The sequence below is a fragment of the Companilactobacillus kedongensis genome (genome assembly GCF_003946625.1).
In the GTDB taxonomy this organism is placed as follows: domain Bacteria; phylum Bacillota; class Bacilli; order Lactobacillales; family Lactobacillaceae; genus Companilactobacillus; species Companilactobacillus kedongensis.
Genome location: NZ_RHOR01000003.1, coordinates 64,661 through 86,016 on the forward strand (window position 1 = coordinate 64,661; position 21,356 = coordinate 86,016).

The window sequence follows — 21,356 nt, forward strand, 5'->3', positions numbered from 1 at the left end:
CCCTAAATATACAAGATTTATGAAAATCTGTATATCTAGGGATCTTTATTTCCTATCATAAATTATATAGGACATAGAGCTGGAGATTTTGAGTAATGGAACCAGTTGCGCAGGTGGAATTACTCAAAATCGGAAGCGGCAATAAACGACAGATTACAAAATTTGAATCTTGTTTTCATAACATTTGTCGATCATGTCTTGTGGCCAAACACTAGCTTGAACTTCACCAACGTGAGCCTTGCCAAGTAATAGCATACATAGACGTGATTGTCCGATACCACCACCGATAGTGTATGGCAATTCACCGTTTTCTAGCATTTGGTGATATGGAAGTTTAAGACGATCTTCAGCATCAGCTTCTTTTAATTGAGCCTTCATTGATTCTTCGCTGACACGGATACCCATACTTGAGATTTCTAAAGCCATTTGTAGAGGTTCATACCAGAAGAGGATATCACCATTTAATTTCCAGTCATCATAGTCAGGGGCACGACCGTCATGACGTTTACCTGATTTCATTTTGCCACCGATTTGCATTAAGAAGACACAGCCTAATTCTTTAGTAATGGCATTTTCACGTTCTTTAGGTGTCATGTCTGGGAATCTGTCTTCAAGTTCTTGGGTTGTAACAAAGTGGATTTCATCAGGTAAGTGATAAACAGCTTCTGGGAATTTGTACCAAACTTCGTGTTCCATATGTTTGATAACTTTGAAAATTGTCTTAACAGTAGCTTTAAGAGTTTCAGTTGTACGTTCTTCTTTAGAAATAACTTTCTCCCAATCCCATTGGTCAACATAGATGGAATGGATGTTATCAAGATCTTCGTCTTTTCTGATAGCGTTCATATTTGTATAGAGACCTGTATGCATGCCGAAGCCGTAACGTTTCAAAGCAACACGTTTCCACTTAGCTAGTGAGTGAACGATTTCGATTGTTTGGTCAGGAATATCTTTCATAGTGAATGAAACTGGAGTTTCAACACCGTTCAAGTTATCGTTTAGACCTGTTGATTTTTCAACAAACATAGGAGCTGATAAACGTGATAGATTGAGTTCCTTACCGAATTCGTCTTGAAAAGTTTCACGAATGTAACGAATTGCTTTTTGTGTTTCGATGATTGATAGTTTTGGATCGTATGATTCAGGAATTGTTAAATGCATAGGTAGGTCTCCTTCATTTTTTTAAATTTAGTCGATAAAAGACAGGCAACAAAAAAAGTCTTTCATCCCTAATAAAAGGGACGAAAGACTTTCGCGGTACCACCCAAGTTGCTTATCAAAAATAAGCCACCTCAATAAGAGTACAAAGAAACTATACTCTGCCGATGGTAACGTATCGGTTACGTCTAAACTTACTTTGGAAAATCCATTTCGGCCAGAAACATAAGAAAGGGTTATTCAGAAAATTCAACGCTGCTTGGGTTCTCACCAATCCCAATTCACTGTCAGGTTGAGTAAACTTACTCTTCTTTCTTGTCGTCTTTATCTTGTGACATTTATACTAGCATTATTTCTGAAAATGTAAATAGTTTTTTTAAAATAATGTTCAGAAGATTAAATTATGGTTAGAAAACTATATAGTAGTTTTAATCCATAGATAATAATTATAATTCCACAGACCAAGTTGATAGATTTCAATACTTTGGCGTTGAACCAATTACTAAACATCGAGATAACTAAGGTCAAACTAGTAAACCAGATCAATGATGCTGAAGCTACTCCGGTGATGAATGGTGTTGCGCTGGTTGCTGGAAGTGTTGCGTTGAAGGCACCAAGCATCATTGTTCCGTCGATAATTGCTTGAGGATTGGCCCAAGTGACCACAAAGGCTGTGGTAGTAGTTTTTTTGAGTGAAGTGGGAGATTTCGAACTTTTAAGATTAGATTTATGAGGACGTAATAAACCGATCCCAATATAGATAACAATTAGGCTACCAAAAAAGAGAATTGCCAACTGTACCCATTTGTAGTGTTTCATCACGACGCCGATCCCAAAAAAGCAGCTAATGGATAACGCAATATCAAAGAAAATTACTATTAAAGCTGTCAATAGAGCTCGTTTTTTCGTGTGTGTTAAAGCTGAATCGATCACAAAAAGGTTTTGCATGCCAATTGGAGCAACATAAGCTAATCCCATTGTTAATCCTTGAATAAAAAAATTCATCTAGATTTACTCCTTACCAACCAAGTTACGCATAATTAAGATTGCTTAAATGATTATATGGCGATTATTGTGCTTTGTAACCAGCCAATAGCAAAATACATACCCAGCCAAAAGGAGATAAAAATGCAAAAAATCTCACCAATTCAAATAGAATGGCGTCCTGAAAAAAATGGTCATACTCCAGTCTATAAACAAATAGTCCAATTTGTTTGCGACAAGGTAGCTGCAGGTGAGTGGACCGTTGGAACTAAATTACCATCGCAACGTGCTTTAGCAGAATTATTTGAAGTTAATCGCAGTACGATAACCACGGCTATCGATGAATTGACTTCTTATGGGATAGTTTCTGGAAGACACGGTGCCGGAACTCAAATTTCGAGTAATACTTGGTCGTTATTTTTACCGAAATCAAACTGGAATGAATATTTGAAATCTGGATCATTCCAAGAGAACAACGTCATGATCCAAGCTATCAATCGATTAGAATTTGAACCTAGTGTTATTAGAATTGGAACTGGAGAAATTGATCCCAGACTATTTTCACAAAGTATGTGGAGTAAAACATTACAAAAAGTCGGCTCCAAATTGACATCCTTAGGTTACTTAGAAAATTTAGGATTATTGGAATTACGTCAAGCAATAGCTAAACATTTAGAAGATTCGGGGATAAGAGCTGATCCAGAAAATATTTTGATAACTTCGGGATCGTTACAGGCTCTCCAGTTGATTGCTGTATGTTTATTACAAAAAGGTAGTACAGTTTTTACAGAAGCTCCGAGTTATCTGAAATCTTTACAGATGTTTCAATCAGCTGGCATGAACTTAAAAGGAATACCGATGGATGAAAATGGAATAGAATATTGGAAATTATCTTCAGGTGAGACAGTTGATTCTAGTGTTCTCTATACGATACCGACTAATCAAAATCCTACTGGTACGACTATGTCAGAAAATCGTCGTCAAGAATTGATGAAGTACTGCATTGATAATCAATTGCCAATTATTGAAGATGGCGCCTATCAGGAACTGTCTTATAACGGCGTTATATCTAAAACACTAAAGTCAATGGATGAAAATGGAATGGTTATTTATCTTGGCACAGCCTCTAAGACGTTAGCACCGGGACTAAGAATCGGCTGGGTCGTTGCTTCCAAACCGATTGTTGAACGTTTAGGCGATGTGAAAATGCAGATGGACTATGGTGCGAGTTCTTTATCACAGTGGGCATTGACTGAATTTTTAAATAGCGGAGCGTATGATGAGTACTTGTCAGATCTAAAGATAGAGCTGAAGAATCGTCGAGATAATGCCTTGAAAAGTTTAGAAAAGTATTTTAAAGATTTGGCTAGTTGGAATAAACCTGATGGCGGCTTTTACATCTGGTTAACTTTTAAAAACAATATAAGAATTGAACAACTTTTTGATGCGGCTATCAAAGAAAAAATCCTGCTTAATCCTGGAGACATCTATGATTTTAAGGAGGATCACTCATTAAGATTATCTTTTGCCTATGTTAATAGTGACGAATTCAATCGAGCAATCAGGGAACTATCTGAAATAATAAAAGAATTGAACTAGAAATTTTATAACTACAAAAAACCTCTTACTTTTCAAAGTAAGAGGTTTTTTTTGCTTTCAGATGTCAACTAAATTCATTAGTAAATGTTTTTTAAACCAGCAATATCGCCATCGGATAATTGAGTGACGTTTTGATTGGTAGGATACATGACAGAATTCATATCATCACTGTGATCCAGACCTAGTGCGTGGCCAACTTCATGCATCGCTACGGATACTGTAACGGATTCTGAATAGTTCATGTTTATAGATGCAGTCGCGTGATTTATCGCATGTTTGTTAACATCGTTAGTGTTATAAATCAATTTAGGACCGCCATTTCCTAATTCAATTGAAGAAGCTTTGTAACCTTCATTTTTGTGGTATATGGAGAAGGTGATACGGTTTTGTTTTGCGGTACCAGTACCGGCAACTAAATTAACTAGTCCAGTATCGTTATAGGAATCTATGGCTGTTTCAAAGACTTGTTTAACCGATTCTGGTGTCTTGTTGGTGAAATGGTAGTAGTAGGTATTATCAACTGAAAAACCATTCATTATAGATAAGATCGGCGTTTGATTAGATGGAGTGGTTTGATTCTCTGAAGCAGTTTTAGTTTTTTCTCCAGTGGGATCTTTAACAGTAGTACTTTGAATGCTCTTCTCGTTTTGAACGAAACTGTTTACTTTAGATTGGAGATAGTTTGTCGTATTGGTTACATGACCGATAACTTGAGCCTTAATATTGTCGGCGGGTTTACTATCAGATTGATCTATAGCCACACCTCCAATAATAAGCAAGCCAAGTAAAATGATACTTCTCTTCATATAAAACTTCTTTCTGTAATTAGAGTTATCTTAGTTTACAATCAAAACGGCGTGATGTCTATTACAACTTAATGAATTTTCTTCATTTAAAATGATAATAACTTAATACTTGAGTATAATTAAAAGATATTAATATTTTGCATTAAACTGAGGGGAATTAAATTGAACGATTTATTACACCGTTATAGGTCTATAAGAAATTTTAATTTGATATTGCTAATAGGACTGTTTTTGTTTGCTAATTTGGCCGTTATGATAATTGTTTATTCCTATGTGAGCTTAATAATGATTTTTAAAACACTTATGTCTACTTTTAAGAAACGTATCAAAGTAAGTATGATCATCTTTTATGGATTCATCTTAGCGATACAGGTTGTATATGCTAGTGTAGCTGTATTTCCACTGCATAACGTGAATTTAATGTATTATCCGGCAAAAATGTTTGCTGTGATCCTCCTTAGTCTGCCTTTTTTCGTAGAAAGGTTTGTTACTAATTCTGATCATCAGGAATTTAGATTACCGACGGCAGGAGAGGCTGCCACGATCAGTTTTGAGGAGTTGAGAGACAATTCAAGTGAAATAAAATCAATGATGCAGGTTATGGCGAGGGTCAAAGAGAATGTTTCAGTAGATAATATCAAAACAGTTTTGGAAGACATTCCACGCCACAGCGCTATCAGATATATTAATCATGGTTCATTGACTGAGGATTACTTTAAAAAGGCTGAAGCATCATTAGTTGATGAGCACCTATACTTAGTTGTTTCTAATACTGGAAGTCCAGCAAGTGAGATTATCTCGACATTTACTCAAAAACAATATAATCATATTTCTCTGTCGTTTGATCGTGATCTTGATACGATAATCAGTTATAACGGTGGTAACAATGTTTATCCTCCAGGTATGAATGCTGAAGTCGTTGAATATTTTCATCAAAAGGAAGATGCATCTGTTTTGGTTTATAGTTTGCCAGTCACAGTTAAGCAGAAGCAATTTATTCTTGATGAGATAATTGAAATAAATCAAGAAGGCAGTGCCTATAATATGGTCGGTTTGGTTGCAAAACATTCTTATAAACCTAATATAATGTTTTGTTCTCAGTTTGTTTATAAAATGTTAGAGATGGCGGATCTGACCTTTTTTGATAAGAAGCCAGGAGAAGTTAGACCAACTGATTTTATAGAACTCGATTATTATAAGAAATTGAAGTTTGAATATGAAATTAGATTTTAAGGGAGTATTTTAATGCAACGTAGTCGTGTACAACAATTATTTGGTTCATTAGTGGTTTACTTTATATCGGCAGAATTTTTATATTCTTGGTTACGACCAATAATGTCACAAAATCTGGCCAGTGATGCGGTTGTCTTATTAGAATACTTGAGTTGTGCAATAGCTTTATTTGCCATTACAGATTCAATGATCATAGATCTTGATGCCATCAGTAAAAATCGTCGTAAATTGTGGTTGATACCATTATTTGTTGTTTTAGATTTGGTAGTGCAAATGGTTTTGCAGAATATCTTTACGGCACAATCAGGTAATCAAGGACATGTTGAAAGCATCCTACACAATAATAGTATTTTAGGGCTCATTCTGATGTTTATTATGATCGTGATCGTCGGTCCGATAATGGAAGAGATCATCTTTCAGTATTTCTTTCAAAAAACTATCTTCAAAGGATTATTACAACGGTTAAATTTGAATAAGTTAACCGTCAGTATCCTAGCAATCATTCTAGCAACTGTTATGTTTATGCTCTATCACGTTACAAGTATGTCTGATTTCACCAGTCTAGCTATTTTTACGTATAGTGACCTGATACTATTTGCCATTATTTATGAATTGACTGATGACAATTTGGTCTACCCGATCGCAGTACATAGTATAGGTAATCTGATTGGTTTTATTATGGTATTTATTTAGGTAGTTTGATCCCGGCGTCATTTAGCGCAACAAGATATTTTCTCAAAAGTAAGTTTTTAACAGCGTACTGTTCGCCGTGTTTTGTATATGCGTGGACTTGTAAGACTAGTGTGCCGTCATTTAAATTTGAAAATCCCAGTACAGTGGGAGCCTTGGTTATCTGAAGACTTTTAATACTTAATCCAGCATTAACTTCTCGGATAACTTTTTTTATTTCTTCAAAAGGTGAGTTGCTGTACACCGGTATATTGATCAAAGCCTGCATATCATTTCTGGATTTATTACTGACAACAGTAATATTTCTATTCGGTATGAAATTCAGTGTGCCGTCGACACTTTTTATTTGAGTGGTCCGAATGCCGACGTAAGTGACGACCCCTTCGATATTGTTGACTTGAATCGTATCACCGACACTTATTTGCTGTTCTAATAAAATGAAGAAACCATTGACCATATCGGAAACAAATCCTTGTGCGCCAAGACCAATTGCCAAACTGAATATTCCGGCACCTGCAATCAAGGTCCCAACGGGAATACCGATAGCTGAAAGTAAAGCGTAGATCCAAAAGAACAACAAGACGTAGCGGAAAATATTTAGAACGATCGTATAGATCGTATCCATTTTGTTTTGAGGGATAGGATTCTTACTGATTTTTAGATTACTCTTGAAAATATGTCTTATGATTTTTTTGCCGATCCAATTTATCAACAGTAATACGACAGTCAAAAGAATCAGTTGGCTTACAACGGATAGTACATGTTGCGCCAAACTTTCCCAGTCGACTTTAAATAGGATGTTTTTAATGAAGGTATTGAATGAATTCAAGATATTTTGTTCCTTTCTGGTAAGTCAGAACTTATTATAATAGAATGAGATTGTGAATGATATTACAAATTAGGGAGTGGATATTATGTCAGAGCCAGAATTTAAAGAAGGATACGTTAATTTTAAGACTGGAAGGTTGTCATTAAAGGAAATTCAACAAATTTTTAATACATTACCATTTGAAGTCGACTTTATTGATCAAAGTGATCACTTTAGATATTTTTCTGATCAAAAAGAACGTGTCCATAAGCGTTCAACCGATATTTTAGGTGAAACAGTTGAAGAATGCCATCCAGCCAAAGTGTTGCCATTCGTTAAAAAGGTTATCGATTCATTCAAGAACGGTCAAGAAGACCAGTATGAAATGTGTATGCCTTTGCACGGGAAGTTAGTTTATATTCAGTATTTTGCTATTCGTGATGAAGATAAAAATTATTTGGGTACGATGGAGTTTACGGGAGATATTAGTCATATCAAAGAATTGATGTCAGATACACCCGATGCAACTACTGGTGCTTCAGAGCACAAAGAAATCAAGAAACCAATTCCGGATGCTATGACGGGTGCCTCGAAACACGATGATAAATAATTTAGCGAAGAAAAAAGCTCAAAAGAGTTTCTATGCTTTAGGAACTCAGATCAACCTGACGACATTTGGCACGAAAAATACTCAAGCAATAACTGCAGCAATGGATTTAATACGTCATTTTGAAGATATTCTGACAGTTAATCGAAGTAAGTCGGAAGTTATGAGTATCAATCAGGCGGCGGGGAAAGATTTTGTGCAAGTAAGCCCAGCTACATATAATTTAGTCAAAAAGGCTGTGCAGTGTAGTCGCGAAAACTTCGGATTTAATGCTGCTATTGGACCGCTAGTGAAACTATGGAAAATCGGTTTTGCTGGGGCAAATCGTCCAGATGATAAGGCAATTCAAGAAAAGTTAAAATTGATTGATCCAAAACAAATACAACTAGATGACAATAATCTAGCTATATTTTTGCGGTGTTCTGGTATGGAATTAGATCTGGGCGGTATTGCTAAAGGATATATCGCTGATAGGATCAGAGATTTGTGGAATTCTTTTGGGATCAATAGTGGGATTATTGATCTAGGCGGTAATCTTTTATTTGTTGGAGATAGTGTACATAATGATTCACAGTGGATAATTGGAATTCAAGATCCTACAAATAACCGCGGGCATGCTATTGGCAGCGTTAAACTACCAGCATGTTCTGCGGTTACAACGGGTATTTATGAACGATATTTAGAAATTGATGGGAAAAAGTATCATCATGTCATTGATCCTAGAACTGGGTTTCCATTGCGGACAAATTTAGCCAGTGTTACGGTTTTTACTAAGGATTCAATTATTGGTGAAATTGAAGCAAAGAGATTATTCTTTGCTGGAGATAAAAAGTTAACGCACAGAAATGATTTATATGGAGCGGTTTTTGTATATCAAGACGGCTCCTACGAGACTAGTGGCGTGAAATTAATAGGGGAAAATACATGAAAAAAGATAATGAAGACGTGAAATTAATGCTTGATCAAATCAGTAAGGCTTATTCTGATGAATCAATAAGAGCATATCCTGATATTAAAGATATGTTGCTGAGATATGCGACTCAATTGGAAAAAGACGATTATACTGACTTGATAGCTACCAAATTATGTAAGGAAATTTCTTTATATTACTTTAAAAATGGTAGTAAATTGCCGGAAGCATTAATCGAGTTGTATAAGTATCTGAAACCTAAGGCTATTAAATATGATGCCACAGCGGTTGCTGCTTTTATGTTGCCAATTTGGTTCTAATTCAATTGTTTGATCATAACTTTTAGATCTTCATTTAACTTTTGGTAGAGCTCACACTGTTGACCACTTGTTTGATGATTATTTTTGCATAAGGTCAAAAGGATATAGGCAGCTTTAAGGTAAAGTGTCTCATCAGTATGTTGAAAGTATTTATTGGTGGTTAATTTAATTTTGATGGCTTCGCCAGTTAATAAATTATGGGTTATACAAGTCTTTTTCATTTGAGTTTTCCTACCTTTTAAATATTGATATAATTAAATTACGATTATTTTTCGGAAATAGACTGAAAAGAGGAAAAGTATGTATCCACAATTAGATTTAGATAATGCAACTGGTACAAAAATTACTATTAAAACTAACCACGGCGATATCAAGATTCAACTGTTTGATGAATTAGTTCCAAAGACAGTTAAAAACTTTGTTGAATTAGCTAAGAAGGAATATTACAACGGAATTATTTTTCATCGTGTGATCCCTGATTTCATGATTCAAGGCGGCGATCCAACTGGAACTGGTATGGGTGGCGAAAGTATCTATGGAGAAGCATTTGAAGACGAATTCTCAGATCAACTTTATAATTTAGATGGTGCACTATCAATGGCCAATTCAGGTCCAAATACTAATGGTAGTCAATTTTTCATTGTTTCAAACCAGAATTTACCTAAGAGAATGGTAAAACAAATGGCACCAGCTGGTTATCCAGAAGAGATTATTGCTGCCTATAAGAACGGTGGAACTCCTTGGCTAGATCACAGACATACTGTTTTCGGCCAAGTTATTGATGGCATGGATGTTGTTAGAGAAATCGCACGTGCTAAACGTGATCGTAATGACAAGCCCAATGAAGATATTGTTATGGAATCAGTTGAAGTGGAAGATTAAGTTACTAAAAAAGAATGTGCAATCGCACATTCTTTTTATTTACGTAAAATTTTTTCCATTTTCTTACCCTTGGCCACTTCATCGACAAGTTTATCTAGGTAACGGATCTTTTGCATCAGTGGATCTGTTATATCTTCAACTCTGATGCCGCAGATCACGCCGGTAATTAAATTGGCATTTTCATTAAAATGTGGAGCTTGGTCAAAGAATTCTTGAAGAGTAGTTTCTTGATCAATTTGATTTTTCATAGAGCTTTCGTCATATCCGGTCAGCCAAAAAATAACTTTGTTGAGATCTTCCACTGATTTATTTTTACGTTCGACTTTTTGAACATACATCGGATAAATACTGCTGAAAGTCATCTTTAAAATTCTGTCACTAGCCATAATCCATCCTCCAAAAATGTTGTAACTCAATTATAGTGGATAAAAGTAAACTTTTCAGTTCATTAGGCTAGACAAAAATAATACGAACGTGTCAAAATATGTTTATACATATTTCTCTTAGAAACTTGCTATTCTTTGTATTCATAAAACCGACTAATAAGTTTTAGATAATGAATAAAATACGAATATCACATTTTTTCCGAAATTAAAAGGTTTTCATAGTAAAAAGTTGCTTGGATAAGTATGACGAATCGTCTATCATTAATTAAGGAATTTTACAGGTCACAATTTTATAGATGTTATAATGAAGTTTCATGAATTAAGAACTGTATATAATAGAAATCAAATTTTTTATAGATTTAGGTACTAAAGATGGAGGAAACAAATAATGTGTGGAATTATTGCCTTTAGCGATATTGCAACTATGCAAAAAGAATCAACGATTGAATCAATGATGGAAATGATTCGTCACCGTGGTCCCAATGTAGATGGTGGTGGTCATTACGTTAAAGATCAGATTGCTATGGGATTTTGCCGATTGAGTATTATTGATTTAAACGGTGGGGCCCAGCCTTTATCAAACGAAGATGGATCGATAGTTATCACTTTTAATGGTGAGATCTATAACTTTAAAGAACTTCGTGAAGAGCTGATAGAAAAAGGTCACACATTTAAAACTAAAGCAGATACAGAAGTATTATTACATGGCTATGAAGAATGGGGCATGGAAGGTACCTTGAATCGAGTTCGTGGTATGTTTGCCTATCTCATTTGGGATGACAACAAGAAGGCACTTTATGGTGCTAGAGATTTCTTCGGAATCAAACCGTTATACTATTACAAACGTGGCGATACATTTATTGTTGGTTCAGAGATCAAATCTTTCTTGGAACACCCTCATTTTAAAAAAGAATTTAACAAACGAGCTTTGAAATCATATTTAATGAATCAATATAATGATTTGAACGAAACTTTCTTCAAGGGAGTTTATCGTTTCCCAGCGGGACACTGGTTTGAGTTGCGTGATAATGAATTTACAACTCATAAATATTGGGATGCTAAATACGATATCAACAAAACTAGAACTGAAGAAGAAACGATCGATGAGATTGATAAAACGGTTCAAGAATCAATTAAGATGCACAACGTTGCCGATGTTCCTGTCGGAAGCTTTCTATCTGAAGGTGTCGACTCAAGTTATGTGACATCTGTTTTGAAACCTCATGAAGTTTTTAGTGTTAATTTTGACAATGGACCTTATGATGAAGCCACTGCGGCTGAGGAATTAGCTGATCGAGAGGGCTTGAACTTCAATAAGACAACCGTTACAGGTGACGAGGCTTTTGAAGACTTTGCTGAAATTCAATATCATATGGATGAACCAGATGGTAATCCATCAGTTATCCCATTGTGGTATCTATGTCGTTTGGCACGTAAAAAAGTTACCGTTGTTTTATCAGGTGAAGGTGCTGACGAATTATTTGCCGGATATATAAATTATGGTATGCACACTCAAAGTAAGATCGTTAAGCATTTTTCAAGTGCTTTAAAGAAATTGCCTAAGGGTGCTCGCTATACTTTGGCCAAAGGTATCAGTAAGTTGCCAGCTTTCCCAGGTAAGGTGCATATGTTTACTTGGTTAGCTAATCCAGCTAGCTATTATACTGGTGAATCAGTTGTTTATGACTTAGACCAACCAGTTATCTTCACTTCACGTCAGGCTAATGACATTTTGAAACCTGCCTATCATAATAATAGAACGGTTAAAGATGCATATTACGACGATTTCCAACGTGTAAAAGATGTTGATAGTGTTAAGCAGATGCAGTATATCGATTTACATCACTTTATGCTAAACGATATTTTGCAAAAAGCCGATAAGATCTCAATGGCACATTCATTGGAACTACGTGTTCCATTCTTAGATAAAAAGGTTGCTGAACTAGCAAATACTATCCCAACAGATATGCTATTTAATAGTAAGGGTACTAAATGGGCCTTGCGTCAAGCAGCTCTAAAGCATTTACCTGAAGATTGGGCCAACCGTCCTAAATTAGGTTTCCCAGTACCAATCAAAACTTGGTTGCGCGAGGAAAAGTACTGCAACAAGGTTCGTGAATTGTTCAGTGAAGATTGGGTCAGCGAATTGTTTGATCAAAATAAACTTCTAAAAATGCTTCGTAACAATTTTGATGGTAAAATTGATGCTCGCCGCCAAATCTGGACTATTTTTACATTCCTAACTTGGTATAAGCTATATTTCATTGATTTTGAAGGTGCACGCGATAAATATGAACATGTCCAACCAGATGTTAAAAACTTTATGGATAATGGTAAATTAGTATAGTAAAAATGCGATAACCCACTTGGTTATCGCATTTTTTATTTACTTATAATGTCTAGAATGATTTTTTTGATCGATTTTAAACTTTTTTGTTCGTCTTCAATTGTAGAAGGAAGAAAGTGCATCTGAAGAAAGAAGGGTACGAGTTGACCAACAATTGTTCGGATAATTTCGACAGGTTCTAAATCATCTTTAATAGAATTTGTAGATTTGAGGGTTTTTAATACTGTATCAGCAAAGGCCGGCTGAGAATCTTTGATCAATTTAACGATTAATTTACGGATATCTTCATTGGTCAATAGCTGAGAGAGAAGGATCAAAATTGAATCGGCATTTTCCTTGAGGAATTTGTAACGATCATCAACAACGAAATTTATTAGTCCTGGAAGGTCATTTTCAAATCCATTAAATTTTGCAAAGAAGTCGTCGCGATAAACTGGTATCAGATTTTCAATTATTGGACTTAGGATGGCGATTAGTAAGTCATACTTAGTTTTAAAATATTTAAAAATAGTTGCCTGACTAATACCAGCGGTTTCAGCAATTTGAGCAGTTGAAGTTCCATCATAGCCGTTTTTGGCAAATAGTTCTAATCCTGCCATGAGAGCTGACCGTTTACCTTTAGGCATTTTCTGTCCGTCTAGCCAATCACGATAATTTTTGAAAATATTACTTTCCATAATAGACTCCTTTACACTTTACGATAACGTTTTAATCCTACCACGTTGAGAATAGTTAGAATGATTAGGAAGATGAATAAAACACCAAAATCTGATCCTAGTGAACTTAATCCGCCACCTTGCATGATAACTCTTGTAGCGGCGTCACCAGAATACTTAATTGGGATTATGTATGAAATATCCTTTACCCATCCGGCCATAGAGTCTAGTGGGATAATACCTGAGAAGAAGATTTGAGGGATGACCAAAATAGGGATGAACTGCATCATCTGGAATTCTGAATTGGCGAAGGTTGAGATCAAGATACCAAAGGCTAATGCTACTAAAGCTAATACTAGATTGATCAGGATCACATAGAAGATATTTCCGACCACTTGGATACCGAGTAACCAGACCGTTACCATAACAATAATGATAGTTTGGATAACGGCTAGGATACCATAACTAGCCATGTACCCAAAGACGATTTCGTATCTTTTAACAGGTGTGGCTAGTAGACGATCTAATGTTCCACTGGTACGTTCCTTTAATAGAGCCATACCGGAAATCAAGAAAACGAAGAAGAAGACGAAGAACCCCATCAGAATTGGGAGTATCTTATCAAAGAATCCGGTATTTGAGTCACCGTAAACGTAATGATTAGTGATCTTTGGCTTTACAGTGGTTTGCTTTTTTTGAGCCATACTTGAGGATGCGTTAGGCATCTGACTCTGAACCTTGGCTAAAGCAGTTGAAGCAACAGTTAATTTAGATTTAAGTGTCTCGATAGTAGTATTTGTCATGGCGTTCTTAAAAGCCATTTTAACGACTGTTGTTTTCGTTGAATCTGTATTGGCATACGTCAAATTATAATTACTACCTTTTTGTTGAATGATGGCATCAACTTTGTCGTCTTTCAAAGCCCTTTTAGCAGCTTCTTTAGTGTTGTATTTAGTCACACTAACATGCTTAGTGTTATCAAGATTAGCACTGATATTTGATGGCATTGAAACAGTCGCTATATCAACATCGGTGGTTGAATTGGAATTAAAAATAAAACTCAGTAGTAGTAATATTAAAACTGGAGCTAAAAACATCAATGCTAAGGTTCTCTTGTCTCTGAATAGTTCTTTTAGAACTCTATTCATAATTGATATTATTCGCATTATAAAACACCTTCTGCCTTCAAGAATACATTTTCAATTGAATCAACATCGTATTGCATTTTAAGAACGTCTGGTTTATCAAAAGCCATTACTTTTCCATCGAGTAATAATGCAACTTTATCGGTTAATTCGGCTTCGTCCATTACGTGAGTAGTGATCAGGATGCCTCTTACTTCATTGCGGATATGTTGTAATTCCTTCCATATCTGTCTACGCAAAGCGGGATCGATACCAACGGTAGGCTCATCCAAAATTAATAACTTGGGCTTACCTAGTAGTGCGATTGCTAATGATAAACGACGCATCATACCACCAGAATATCCACTGACCCGTTTGTCCAGATCATCAGTTAAATCAACAACTTTGGAAACATGTTCGATTTCGTTGATGGTTTCTTTGCGAGACAACCCCTTCATGACTGCAAAAAACTTCAGGTTTTCTCTCCCTGATAGGTCATCATATAAAGCGTCAGTTTGAGCCATGTAGCCGATGTTTGCTAGTAGTTCACGATTAGGCATGGTTGTGTTGAAGACTTTGGCAGAACCGCCATCGGCTACTTCCATTCCTAATGCCGTTTTGATAACAGTCGACTTACCGGCACCTGATGGTCCGATCAATCCAACAATTTCACTAGTGTGGACATCAAAGTTAATATCTTTTAGAACGGTTTGATTACCAAATTTTTTTACTAAGTGTTTTAGGGAGATGATTGAATCAGCCATAGAAGTTCCTCCTTCAGTAAGTGAGTAGTTACTCACCTTTTGGAAATTAGTATAGCATGATTTGACTTACTGTCAATCGTTTTTCTTAAGATATTTTGAGTATGATAAAATACCAATAGCACATAAGAAGGAGGACACTAATGACATTTGAAAAGATTTTACCTAGTATCAAGAATGGTGAAAAAGCTGTTCGTACTGGTTGGGAAGGTACAGAATTATTTGTTATCTTACAACAAGAAGGCAAGTTTGAAGGCGATGTTTTGAACCCATACTTTTTGATCAAGACTGAAGATGAAGCTTACAGTATGTGGTCACCAACAGATTGTGATATTTTGGCTGATGACTGGGAACTAGTTAAATAATGGCCGAAGATTTTACTGATAAAGTGGTCCTTGTGACTGGTGCAGCATCTGGAATAGGGCTGGCTCAAGCTAAATTATTTAAAGATAATGGTGCTATCGTAATTGCGGTTGATAAGAATGATATTTCTTTGGATGTTGAAACGTTTAAAGGGGATGTCAGTCAGGCTGATTTTATTGAGAATCTGTTTACTAAGATCAAAACTAAATTTGGTCGGATCGATATTGTCTGCAATACGGCTGGTATTCTAGATGGTTATAGTCCGGTGACTGAAACTAGTTTGGATCAGTGGCAAAACATCTTGAATGTTAATTTGACTAGCCAATTTATGGTTATCAAAAAGGCCTTACCGATGATGCTGGTACAAGGCAAAGGTGTGTTTGTTAATATGGCATCTATTGCTGGGTTGGTCGCTGATGGTGGTGGTGTTGCCTATACGGCTTCTAAACATGCGGTTATTGGAATGACTAAGCAACTCGATGTAGACTATGCAGCACGCGGTATTAGAGCCAATTGTATTGCTCCCGGAGCTATCAATACGCCAATGAATGCGGCCGATTTTGCTGGAGACGGTAAGATGGCCAACTGGGTGGCAGAACAAACTCCTGCTAAACGATGGGCGAAACCCGAAGAGGTAGCCGAATTGGCTCTTTTCTTAGCCAGTGACAGATCTGATTATATTCATGGCAGTGTGGTGCCGATCGATGGTGGCTGGACTGCTAAGTAAAACTAAATAAAATGTGAAAAACATTCACTACGACACTTAATCTACCTTTGGTCGTAGTTATTACTAACCAAATATGGTTACAAAGGGGAACAATAATGAAAAACTTTTCTAAGACATCAGGAATTTCGATCCAAGATATTGTAAGTACAGCGGTTGTCGCGGCGTTATATGTGGCAATGACGGTAGTTTTTACTCCACTGAGTTTTGGAGTGGTACAGATCCGGTTTTCGGAAATGTTCAACTACTTAGTGCTGTATAACAAACGATATATTTGGGGAGTTACCCTTGGTGTCTTTTTATCTAACTTCATGTCACCAACGTGGACATTGGATGTACCGGTCGGAACAATTGCTACGCTGTTAGTGCTATTCTTTGTTTTATGGCTTACTAAAATGACTAAGGATATGCGTCTTAAATTTATAATTACGGGAATTATTTTTGCATTTTCAATGTTTACCGTTGCTGGACAACTATATTTTGTTTTTAAAACTCCATTTTGGATCAGCTGGTTTACGATCGGGATTGGGGAACTGTTGTCTATGGCGATCGGTGGTTTGATTATTTATGCGTTGGGTAAGAGGTTCGATTTGAGTCGTTAAAGGGTTGCCGCCTACGGTCACGAGGGATGATGCCTGCTGTGCGAACTACGTGAGCCTCGGTCTCACGTATCGATCTTTAGCTTTGCTGCGCAAATCTCAGAATCGTCGATGCTGTAAGGACGGCCTTGCCGTACTAACAGCCTTTGCACTGCTGGCATCTTCCCTCGTGACCTCCGGCTCGATATCGTTATAGCTATATCTCTTTTTGGGGATATGGCTTTTTTTATGCAATAAAAAGGCCTCTCATCTTATTTGATGAAAGGCTTATTCAGCGTTTTCTTGAAGTTTAGATTTAATGATTCTTTGATCTCGGCGAATGATTTCATATAGGCTAAATAGTAATACGATCAGAATTAAGGTAGTGATAACTGTTTTTGTATTTCCTAATAGTAGAGCATTACCACCAAAGGCGTATAGAAATGAGACTGGGATTGATCCGATGAAAATGCACAGAGCTTTATTACGTAGTGACATGTGCATTTCTATGGCGGCGTAATTTACTAATAGGGTTGGCAACATGGGAACTGCATATCCAATACTTAGGCCCAGTCTTGGATGATTCATGTTTTTCAAATGGTCAGCTATTGGACGAAATTTGCTGGGTTTTACTTTGTGGGGAAACTTGCCGAGAATATAGACAGCTAATAAATTTCCCAAGAAAATACCAATAATGTTGATAAATACTCCGGTCCAATTACCGAAACAAACACCTGTCAGTACGGCTACTGCCGCGATTGGCATTCCGGGAATGGCTGAACCAATAGCTATTACGGCTATAAATAAAATCACATTATGTTTACCTTGGTGCCTCAATAAATTGATCAGGGTTTGACGGTCGAAGGCATAAGCGGCAAATCTCTCAATGACTTCACGATAGCTGTTCCAGATGGCAAAACATAGTCCAATCAATATTAAAATGCCTAATGTAGTCAAAGTTACTTTATGCCAAAGTTTCATTAACGATCCCCCAAGATTTTTGTGTCTAATTTCAACTTAGCATAGTCGCTTGTGAAAGTAACTAAAAATATTATCAATGCTAATTTCTATAGAACTAAAAAAACACCACATATGTGGTGTTTTGAGGATTAAAGGTTCATCGGGAAATGGACTTTAATCTATTAGTATTGGTATGGCCAGCAAGGTTAAAAACAAAGTTCCAAAATAGGAGTGAATCTGTACCAAAAGGACTAAGTATTTTTATCCATACCAACATGACAAATATAGCATTGTACTTTTTTTATGACAAATAATTAGTTTTAAAATTTTATTTTGGTGTCTGCATTAGACCATTCTTTAAGGAGTATTGCTTACCGGCCGTAATGTCGTATTGGATCAATTGATAATCGTGCATGATCTCTTTTTGATGTTTATTTAAGTTGGTAACCAATTTACCATTGTTATCGACATATTCTGAACTTGAGTTAACAGTATTATTTTTAGCAGAGTTGAATGAATCTAAAGTCATCGCTGGAAGGTCAGTATAAACCTTAGTCTGCAAGGCATAATATGGAGAAACCTTCATATTCATTTTATAAAGTGCCATTGCCGCAAAGTTGTTTGGACTGACAATTTTTGTCTTAGGTAAACTAGAATTTTGCTGACGACTGTATTTATTACTATAAACAAAGTAATCAGTTTCGTGCAATTGTAAACCGTACTTCTGCATTGAATCACCGTTATATAGACCTGGCAAGTGATCACCATACCAGATAAAGGTTACTGGTCGGTCCATCTTATCGATTTCTTCAATGAATTGTTTCAAAGCAACATCAGTATAGTGAATTCCTTGTGTATAGTTCTCGATCTGTTGTTTATGACTGTTATTTGTATAAGCAGTGCCACTGACAGAATAGTCATTATTCTTATAGTAATCGTCAAAAGGCATGTGGTTTTGCATAGTTACCAAGTTGATGAACTGTCCACCTTGGTGATCCTGCATGACTTTCAATGTTTGCTTATAAGCTGATTCATCTGAGATGTATGGACTCTTTTCGATTTTATCAGTATAAGTTAATTTATCGCCATCGACCAGATGATAAAATTTGTTGAAACCGAATTTCTTATAAACTTGTTTACGACTGTATAGGTTAGCAGAGAAGGGATGAATACCTGTCTTGTAATCGAATAAGTCAGTAAAAGCAGGGGCTACTTTTTGATAAGGAACTAATTGAGAATAAGGCGTCGGTAAAGTTGGCGAGAAGTTATTGATGGCAAGTCCAGTCAGAGTTTGATATTCAATATTGGCTGTACCACCACCGTAACCACTTGTCAGCATTTCACCAGCAGGAGTGCGCTGTTTCATCTGACGAATAAAGGGAATTGGATTACCATGTAGCGTCAAATTAGGCACACGTGCTGGATCAGAGAAACTCTCACTAAGATTAAAGATGACAGTTTGTTTACTCATATCACTGTTATTACGTGTTTTGTTGATATTATTAGCGACATTTTGGTATTTCTTAGAAAGTTGTGCCATCTTCTCTTTAGAATATCCATCAGGCTTTTGCATGATAGTAACATCTAAATTGTTAGCAAATTGCAACAGAGTACCATTTAACTTAGCACCACGTAATTGGGCGTAGAAATATGGTTTATCCTCGATATCTTCTAGTAGTAATGCAATAGGAGTTTTGGGATGATTGGCGGTAAAAAAGCTACCCAATGAAAGTAAAGCCAGTACTAGGATAAGACCGCGCATCCTGAATCCAAGATGAATCTTATTTTTATCTTTATGCTGAATAATGACTGCCAAAATTGCCAGTATAATTATTCCGATGATTGCACCGATAATTAATTTAGGAGAAACCATGTTTAATAATTCAGATATGGAAGTGACCATCGACATATCTGATGGCAAAATTGGTTCAGCTCTGAAGTCGATTTTGATAAATGTGGTGATCAACCAGATAGTATAGGCCGTCATTGTGATGATCAGTGAATACCAGTAACGATTTAAAATTGACCAGAAAATACCAAAAATTGCTATTAGAATGATGACATTGATGAAGATGATCGGTTCACGATGAATAATGATCCATTGGGTCATATTGATATCCCAATTCCACAATTTACTCATCGATATAACGGTCGTCAGCCATGATAAACCGAGTAATAACCAGAAGTGCCAGGCTGTAGCAATACGTTTTAAGTATTTATTGGCATGTGTTAAATCAAAACTGAAATTTTTAAATGGTTTAAAGCCATTATTAAAAATAATTAGTTTGGCATAGATAAATTGAACCAATAAGACTATTACAGCCGCTAAAATAATAATTGCAAGTAGTCCTAAGAAAGCAGGGACCTTACTAATAAAGTCTTGCATCCAAGAGAAACTAAAGATCATTAGCTTAGGATTGTTGGCTAAAATCAAAACTAAACCAAAAGTGAAAAGATTAGAAACCTTTAAGTAGACGGTTTGCTTTAATATCTTGTTTAAAATAATTAAACTTAAAACCGCTGTGATCAAGAACAAAGGCTGACTGCTGATAATACTTCCCAAGTAGTGTGAGGTTAGAGTCATACCGTGATGAGGATCATAATTTACCTTATTAGTAGTTAACCAAGACGAGATAAATGAACCGATCAAAGAAAGTAACCAAAATAATGATAATTTTAACTTAGAAAAATTTGACCAGTCTTCGTTTCTGATCCAATAACCTATAACGAATAAGTAAAGATACCAGATAAGATTTTGACCATGACTGAATCCCATAATATCTTGGCCAAGTATCATGTTGGCAGCTATGAAAATAATAAAAATAATTATTAAAATCCGTCTGATTTTTTGAATCGAATGCTTTTGAATGATACCTATTATAAAAGGACCAATCAAAAGAATACCGATATAAGATAAGAAAATACCAGTACTGCTGCGGAGTAAATACATTTCCGGACGTGAAAGTATCTGATTACTAAAAATCGGAGTAGTCAGCTGAATCAAAAGATCCAGGATCAAAAGAAACAGAATACTTCGATTTGGAACTTTGGAGCTCTTCTTGTAATCCATACCGATCAGTATTGGAATGAACAGAGTGGCTATTACCGTAACGGTCTTAAATAACCAAACGCCCCAAAAGCCAGTGTTCATATAGGTTTGATCACTTAGAAGATGGAACGATGTTACAAATACTCCACTTAGTATAACGATGGATAAAACTGAAAAAACTTTTGACCAGGTTAAACTGGTCTTTTGCCTCAAAGAACTCATATTAAAAAAAACATCCCCCAATAATAAAAATTCCAGCACTAATAACTTTGCATTCTAGTGTTGGAATTGGTTATTTATTAATTATCGATTTATATCATGTAAGTATATTACTATTGTAATAATTATCAAACCGCAAATCAAAAGTATTTTGTTTTATGAACAAATGGTCTACAAACGGGGGATTAGTGG

General features: G+C 35.9%; 22 protein-coding genes and 1 other annotated feature. Of the genes, 11 read left to right on the plus strand and 11 right to left on the minus strand.

The annotated features are described in order from the left end of the window. Positions 1 to 153: 153 nt before the first annotated feature. Positions 154 to 1,161, minus strand: coding sequence for an aspartate--ammonia ligase (asnA, locus tag EKM60_RS03005; RefSeq protein WP_125712306.1), 1,008 nt, complete (start codon positions 1,159 to 1,161; stop codon positions 154 to 156). Positions 1,162 to 1,234: 73 nt separating this feature from the next. After that, positions 1,235 to 1,486, minus strand: a binding site (T-box leader). A gap of 68 nt (positions 1,487 to 1,554) precedes the next feature. Then, positions 1,555 to 2,163 (minus strand): LysE/ArgO family amino acid transporter, encoded by a 609-nt coding sequence (locus tag EKM60_RS03010; RefSeq protein ID WP_125712308.1) that lies wholly within the window; start codon positions 2,161 to 2,163, stop codon positions 1,555 to 1,557. A gap of 123 nt (positions 2,164 to 2,286) precedes the next feature. On the opposite strand from EKM60_RS03010, the gene pdxR reads away from it, so the two are divergent. Continuing rightward, positions 2,287 to 3,741 (plus strand): MocR-like pyridoxine biosynthesis transcription factor PdxR, encoded by a 1,455-nt coding sequence (gene pdxR / locus EKM60_RS03015; RefSeq protein WP_125712310.1) that lies wholly within the window; start codon positions 2,287 to 2,289, stop codon positions 3,739 to 3,741. Between the two features lie 77 nt (positions 3,742 to 3,818). Here pdxR and EKM60_RS03020 read toward each other — a convergent pair whose 3' ends face one another. After that, the gene (locus EKM60_RS03020) at positions 3,819 to 4,547 is read right to left on the minus strand and encodes a M57 family metalloprotease (RefSeq protein WP_125712312.1); all 729 of its coding nucleotides are present in this window, start codon (positions 4,545 to 4,547) and stop codon (positions 3,819 to 3,821) included. 285 nt (positions 4,548 to 4,832) lie between these two features. On the opposite strand from EKM60_RS03020, the gene EKM60_RS03025 reads away from it, so the two are divergent. After that, entirely contained in the window at positions 4,833 to 5,780 is a 948-nt protein-coding gene (locus EKM60_RS03025; protein ID WP_225426987.1) for a hypothetical protein, read from the plus strand. A gap of 12 nt (positions 5,781 to 5,792) precedes the next feature. Then, a complete protein-coding gene (locus EKM60_RS03030; RefSeq protein WP_125712316.1) occupies positions 5,793 to 6,473 on the plus strand; it encodes a CPBP family intramembrane glutamic endopeptidase in 681 nt (226 codons plus the stop codon). Here the strand turns inward: EKM60_RS03030 and EKM60_RS03035 are convergent. After that, on the minus strand, positions 6,466 to 7,299 hold the full coding sequence (locus EKM60_RS03035) for a mechanosensitive ion channel family protein (RefSeq protein WP_125712318.1): 834 nt from the start codon (positions 7,297 to 7,299) through the stop codon (positions 6,466 to 6,468). The two genes, EKM60_RS03030 and EKM60_RS03035, sit on opposite strands and share 8 nt — an antisense overlap. Positions 7,300 to 7,384: 85 nt before the next feature. Here EKM60_RS03035 and EKM60_RS03040 point away from each other — a divergent pair, with 85 nt between their 5' ends. From EKM60_RS03040 to EKM60_RS03050, 3 genes are read left to right on the plus strand one after another with little or no spacing between them, the layout of a single operon-like run. Further along, on the plus strand, positions 7,385 to 7,888 hold the full coding sequence (locus EKM60_RS03040) for a PAS domain-containing protein (RefSeq protein WP_125712320.1): 504 nt from the start codon (positions 7,385 to 7,387) through the stop codon (positions 7,886 to 7,888). Continuing rightward, the gene (locus EKM60_RS03045; protein WP_125712323.1) at positions 7,878 to 8,813 is read left to right on the plus strand and encodes an FAD:protein FMN transferase; all 936 of its coding nucleotides are present in this window, start codon (positions 7,878 to 7,880) and stop codon (positions 8,811 to 8,813) included. Before EKM60_RS03040 ends, EKM60_RS03045 begins: the two co-directional genes overlap by 11 nt. After that, positions 8,810 to 9,115, plus strand: a complete 306-nt coding sequence (locus EKM60_RS03050) for a bacteriocin immunity protein (RefSeq protein ID WP_125712325.1) — start codon at positions 8,810 to 8,812, stop codon at positions 9,113 to 9,115. Before EKM60_RS03045 ends, EKM60_RS03050 begins: the two co-directional genes overlap by 4 nt. Here the strand turns inward: EKM60_RS03050 and EKM60_RS03055 are convergent. After that, entirely contained in the window at positions 9,112 to 9,336 is a 225-nt protein-coding gene (locus EKM60_RS03055; protein ID WP_125712327.1) for a hypothetical protein, read from the minus strand. The two genes, EKM60_RS03050 and EKM60_RS03055, sit on opposite strands and share 4 nt — an antisense overlap. A gap of 79 nt (positions 9,337 to 9,415) precedes the next feature. On the opposite strand from EKM60_RS03055, the gene EKM60_RS03060 reads away from it, so the two are divergent. After that, positions 9,416 to 9,997, plus strand: a complete 582-nt coding sequence (locus EKM60_RS03060; RefSeq protein WP_125712329.1) for a peptidylprolyl isomerase — start codon at positions 9,416 to 9,418, stop codon at positions 9,995 to 9,997. A 35-nt stretch (positions 9,998 to 10,032) separates the two neighbouring features. On the opposite strand, the gene EKM60_RS03065 is transcribed toward EKM60_RS03060, so the two are convergent. Then, positions 10,033 to 10,383: a DUF2200 domain-containing protein gene (locus EKM60_RS03065; RefSeq protein WP_125712331.1), complete on the minus strand. Its 351-nt coding sequence runs from the start codon at positions 10,381 to 10,383 to the stop codon at positions 10,033 to 10,035. 388 nt (positions 10,384 to 10,771) lie between these two features. Between EKM60_RS03065 and asnB the strand changes: the two genes are divergently transcribed. Then, positions 10,772 to 12,730 carry an asparagine synthase (glutamine-hydrolyzing) gene (gene asnB, locus EKM60_RS03070; RefSeq protein ID WP_125712333.1) on the plus strand — a complete coding sequence of 653 codons (1,959 nt, stop codon included), beginning with the start codon at positions 10,772 to 10,774 and terminating at the stop codon, positions 12,728 to 12,730. 35 nt (positions 12,731 to 12,765) lie between these two features. Here the strand turns inward: asnB and EKM60_RS03075 are convergent, their stop codons facing one another. Genes EKM60_RS03075 through EKM60_RS03085 form a run of 3 tightly spaced genes read right to left on the minus strand, consistent with a single transcriptional unit; the run spans position 12,766 to position 15,274 of the window. Further along, on the minus strand, positions 12,766 to 13,407 hold the full coding sequence (locus EKM60_RS03075; protein ID WP_125712335.1) for a TetR/AcrR family transcriptional regulator: 642 nt from the start codon (positions 13,405 to 13,407) through the stop codon (positions 12,766 to 12,768). 11 nt (positions 13,408 to 13,418) lie between these two features. Beyond that, positions 13,419 to 14,552, minus strand: coding sequence for an ABC transporter permease (locus EKM60_RS03080; RefSeq protein WP_125712337.1), 1,134 nt, complete (start codon positions 14,550 to 14,552; stop codon positions 13,419 to 13,421). Continuing rightward, positions 14,552 to 15,274, minus strand: a complete 723-nt coding sequence (locus tag EKM60_RS03085; RefSeq protein ID WP_125712339.1) for an ABC transporter ATP-binding protein — start codon at positions 15,272 to 15,274, stop codon at positions 14,552 to 14,554. Before EKM60_RS03085 ends, EKM60_RS03080 begins: the two co-directional genes overlap by 1 nt. Positions 15,275 to 15,414: 140 nt before the next feature. Here EKM60_RS03085 and EKM60_RS03090 point away from each other — a divergent pair, with 140 nt between their 5' ends. From EKM60_RS03090 to EKM60_RS03100, 3 genes are all read left to right on the plus strand, one after another. Then, positions 15,415 to 15,636, plus strand: a complete 222-nt coding sequence (locus EKM60_RS03090; protein ID WP_125712341.1) for a DUF2829 domain-containing protein — start codon at positions 15,415 to 15,417, stop codon at positions 15,634 to 15,636. Continuing rightward, complete coding sequence (locus tag EKM60_RS03095) at positions 15,636 to 16,361, plus strand: 3-oxoacyl-ACP reductase (RefSeq protein WP_404811382.1); 726 nt, start codon at positions 15,636 to 15,638, stop codon at positions 16,359 to 16,361. Before EKM60_RS03090 ends, EKM60_RS03095 begins: the two co-directional genes overlap by 1 nt. A gap of 95 nt (positions 16,362 to 16,456) precedes the next feature. Continuing rightward, the gene (locus tag EKM60_RS03100; RefSeq protein WP_125712345.1) at positions 16,457 to 16,960 is read left to right on the plus strand and encodes a QueT transporter family protein; all 504 of its coding nucleotides are present in this window, start codon (positions 16,457 to 16,459) and stop codon (positions 16,958 to 16,960) included. 264 nt (positions 16,961 to 17,224) lie between these two features. Here the strand turns inward: EKM60_RS03100 and EKM60_RS03105 are convergent, their stop codons facing one another. Further along, positions 17,225 to 17,917 (minus strand): TVP38/TMEM64 family protein, encoded by a 693-nt coding sequence (locus EKM60_RS03105; RefSeq protein ID WP_125712347.1) that lies wholly within the window; start codon positions 17,915 to 17,917, stop codon positions 17,225 to 17,227. A gap of 307 nt (positions 17,918 to 18,224) precedes the next feature. Beyond that, positions 18,225 to 21,167: an LTA synthase family protein gene (locus EKM60_RS03110; protein WP_125712349.1), complete on the minus strand. Its 2,943-nt coding sequence runs from the start codon at positions 21,165 to 21,167 to the stop codon at positions 18,225 to 18,227. Positions 21,168 to 21,356: the final 189 nt, after the last annotated feature.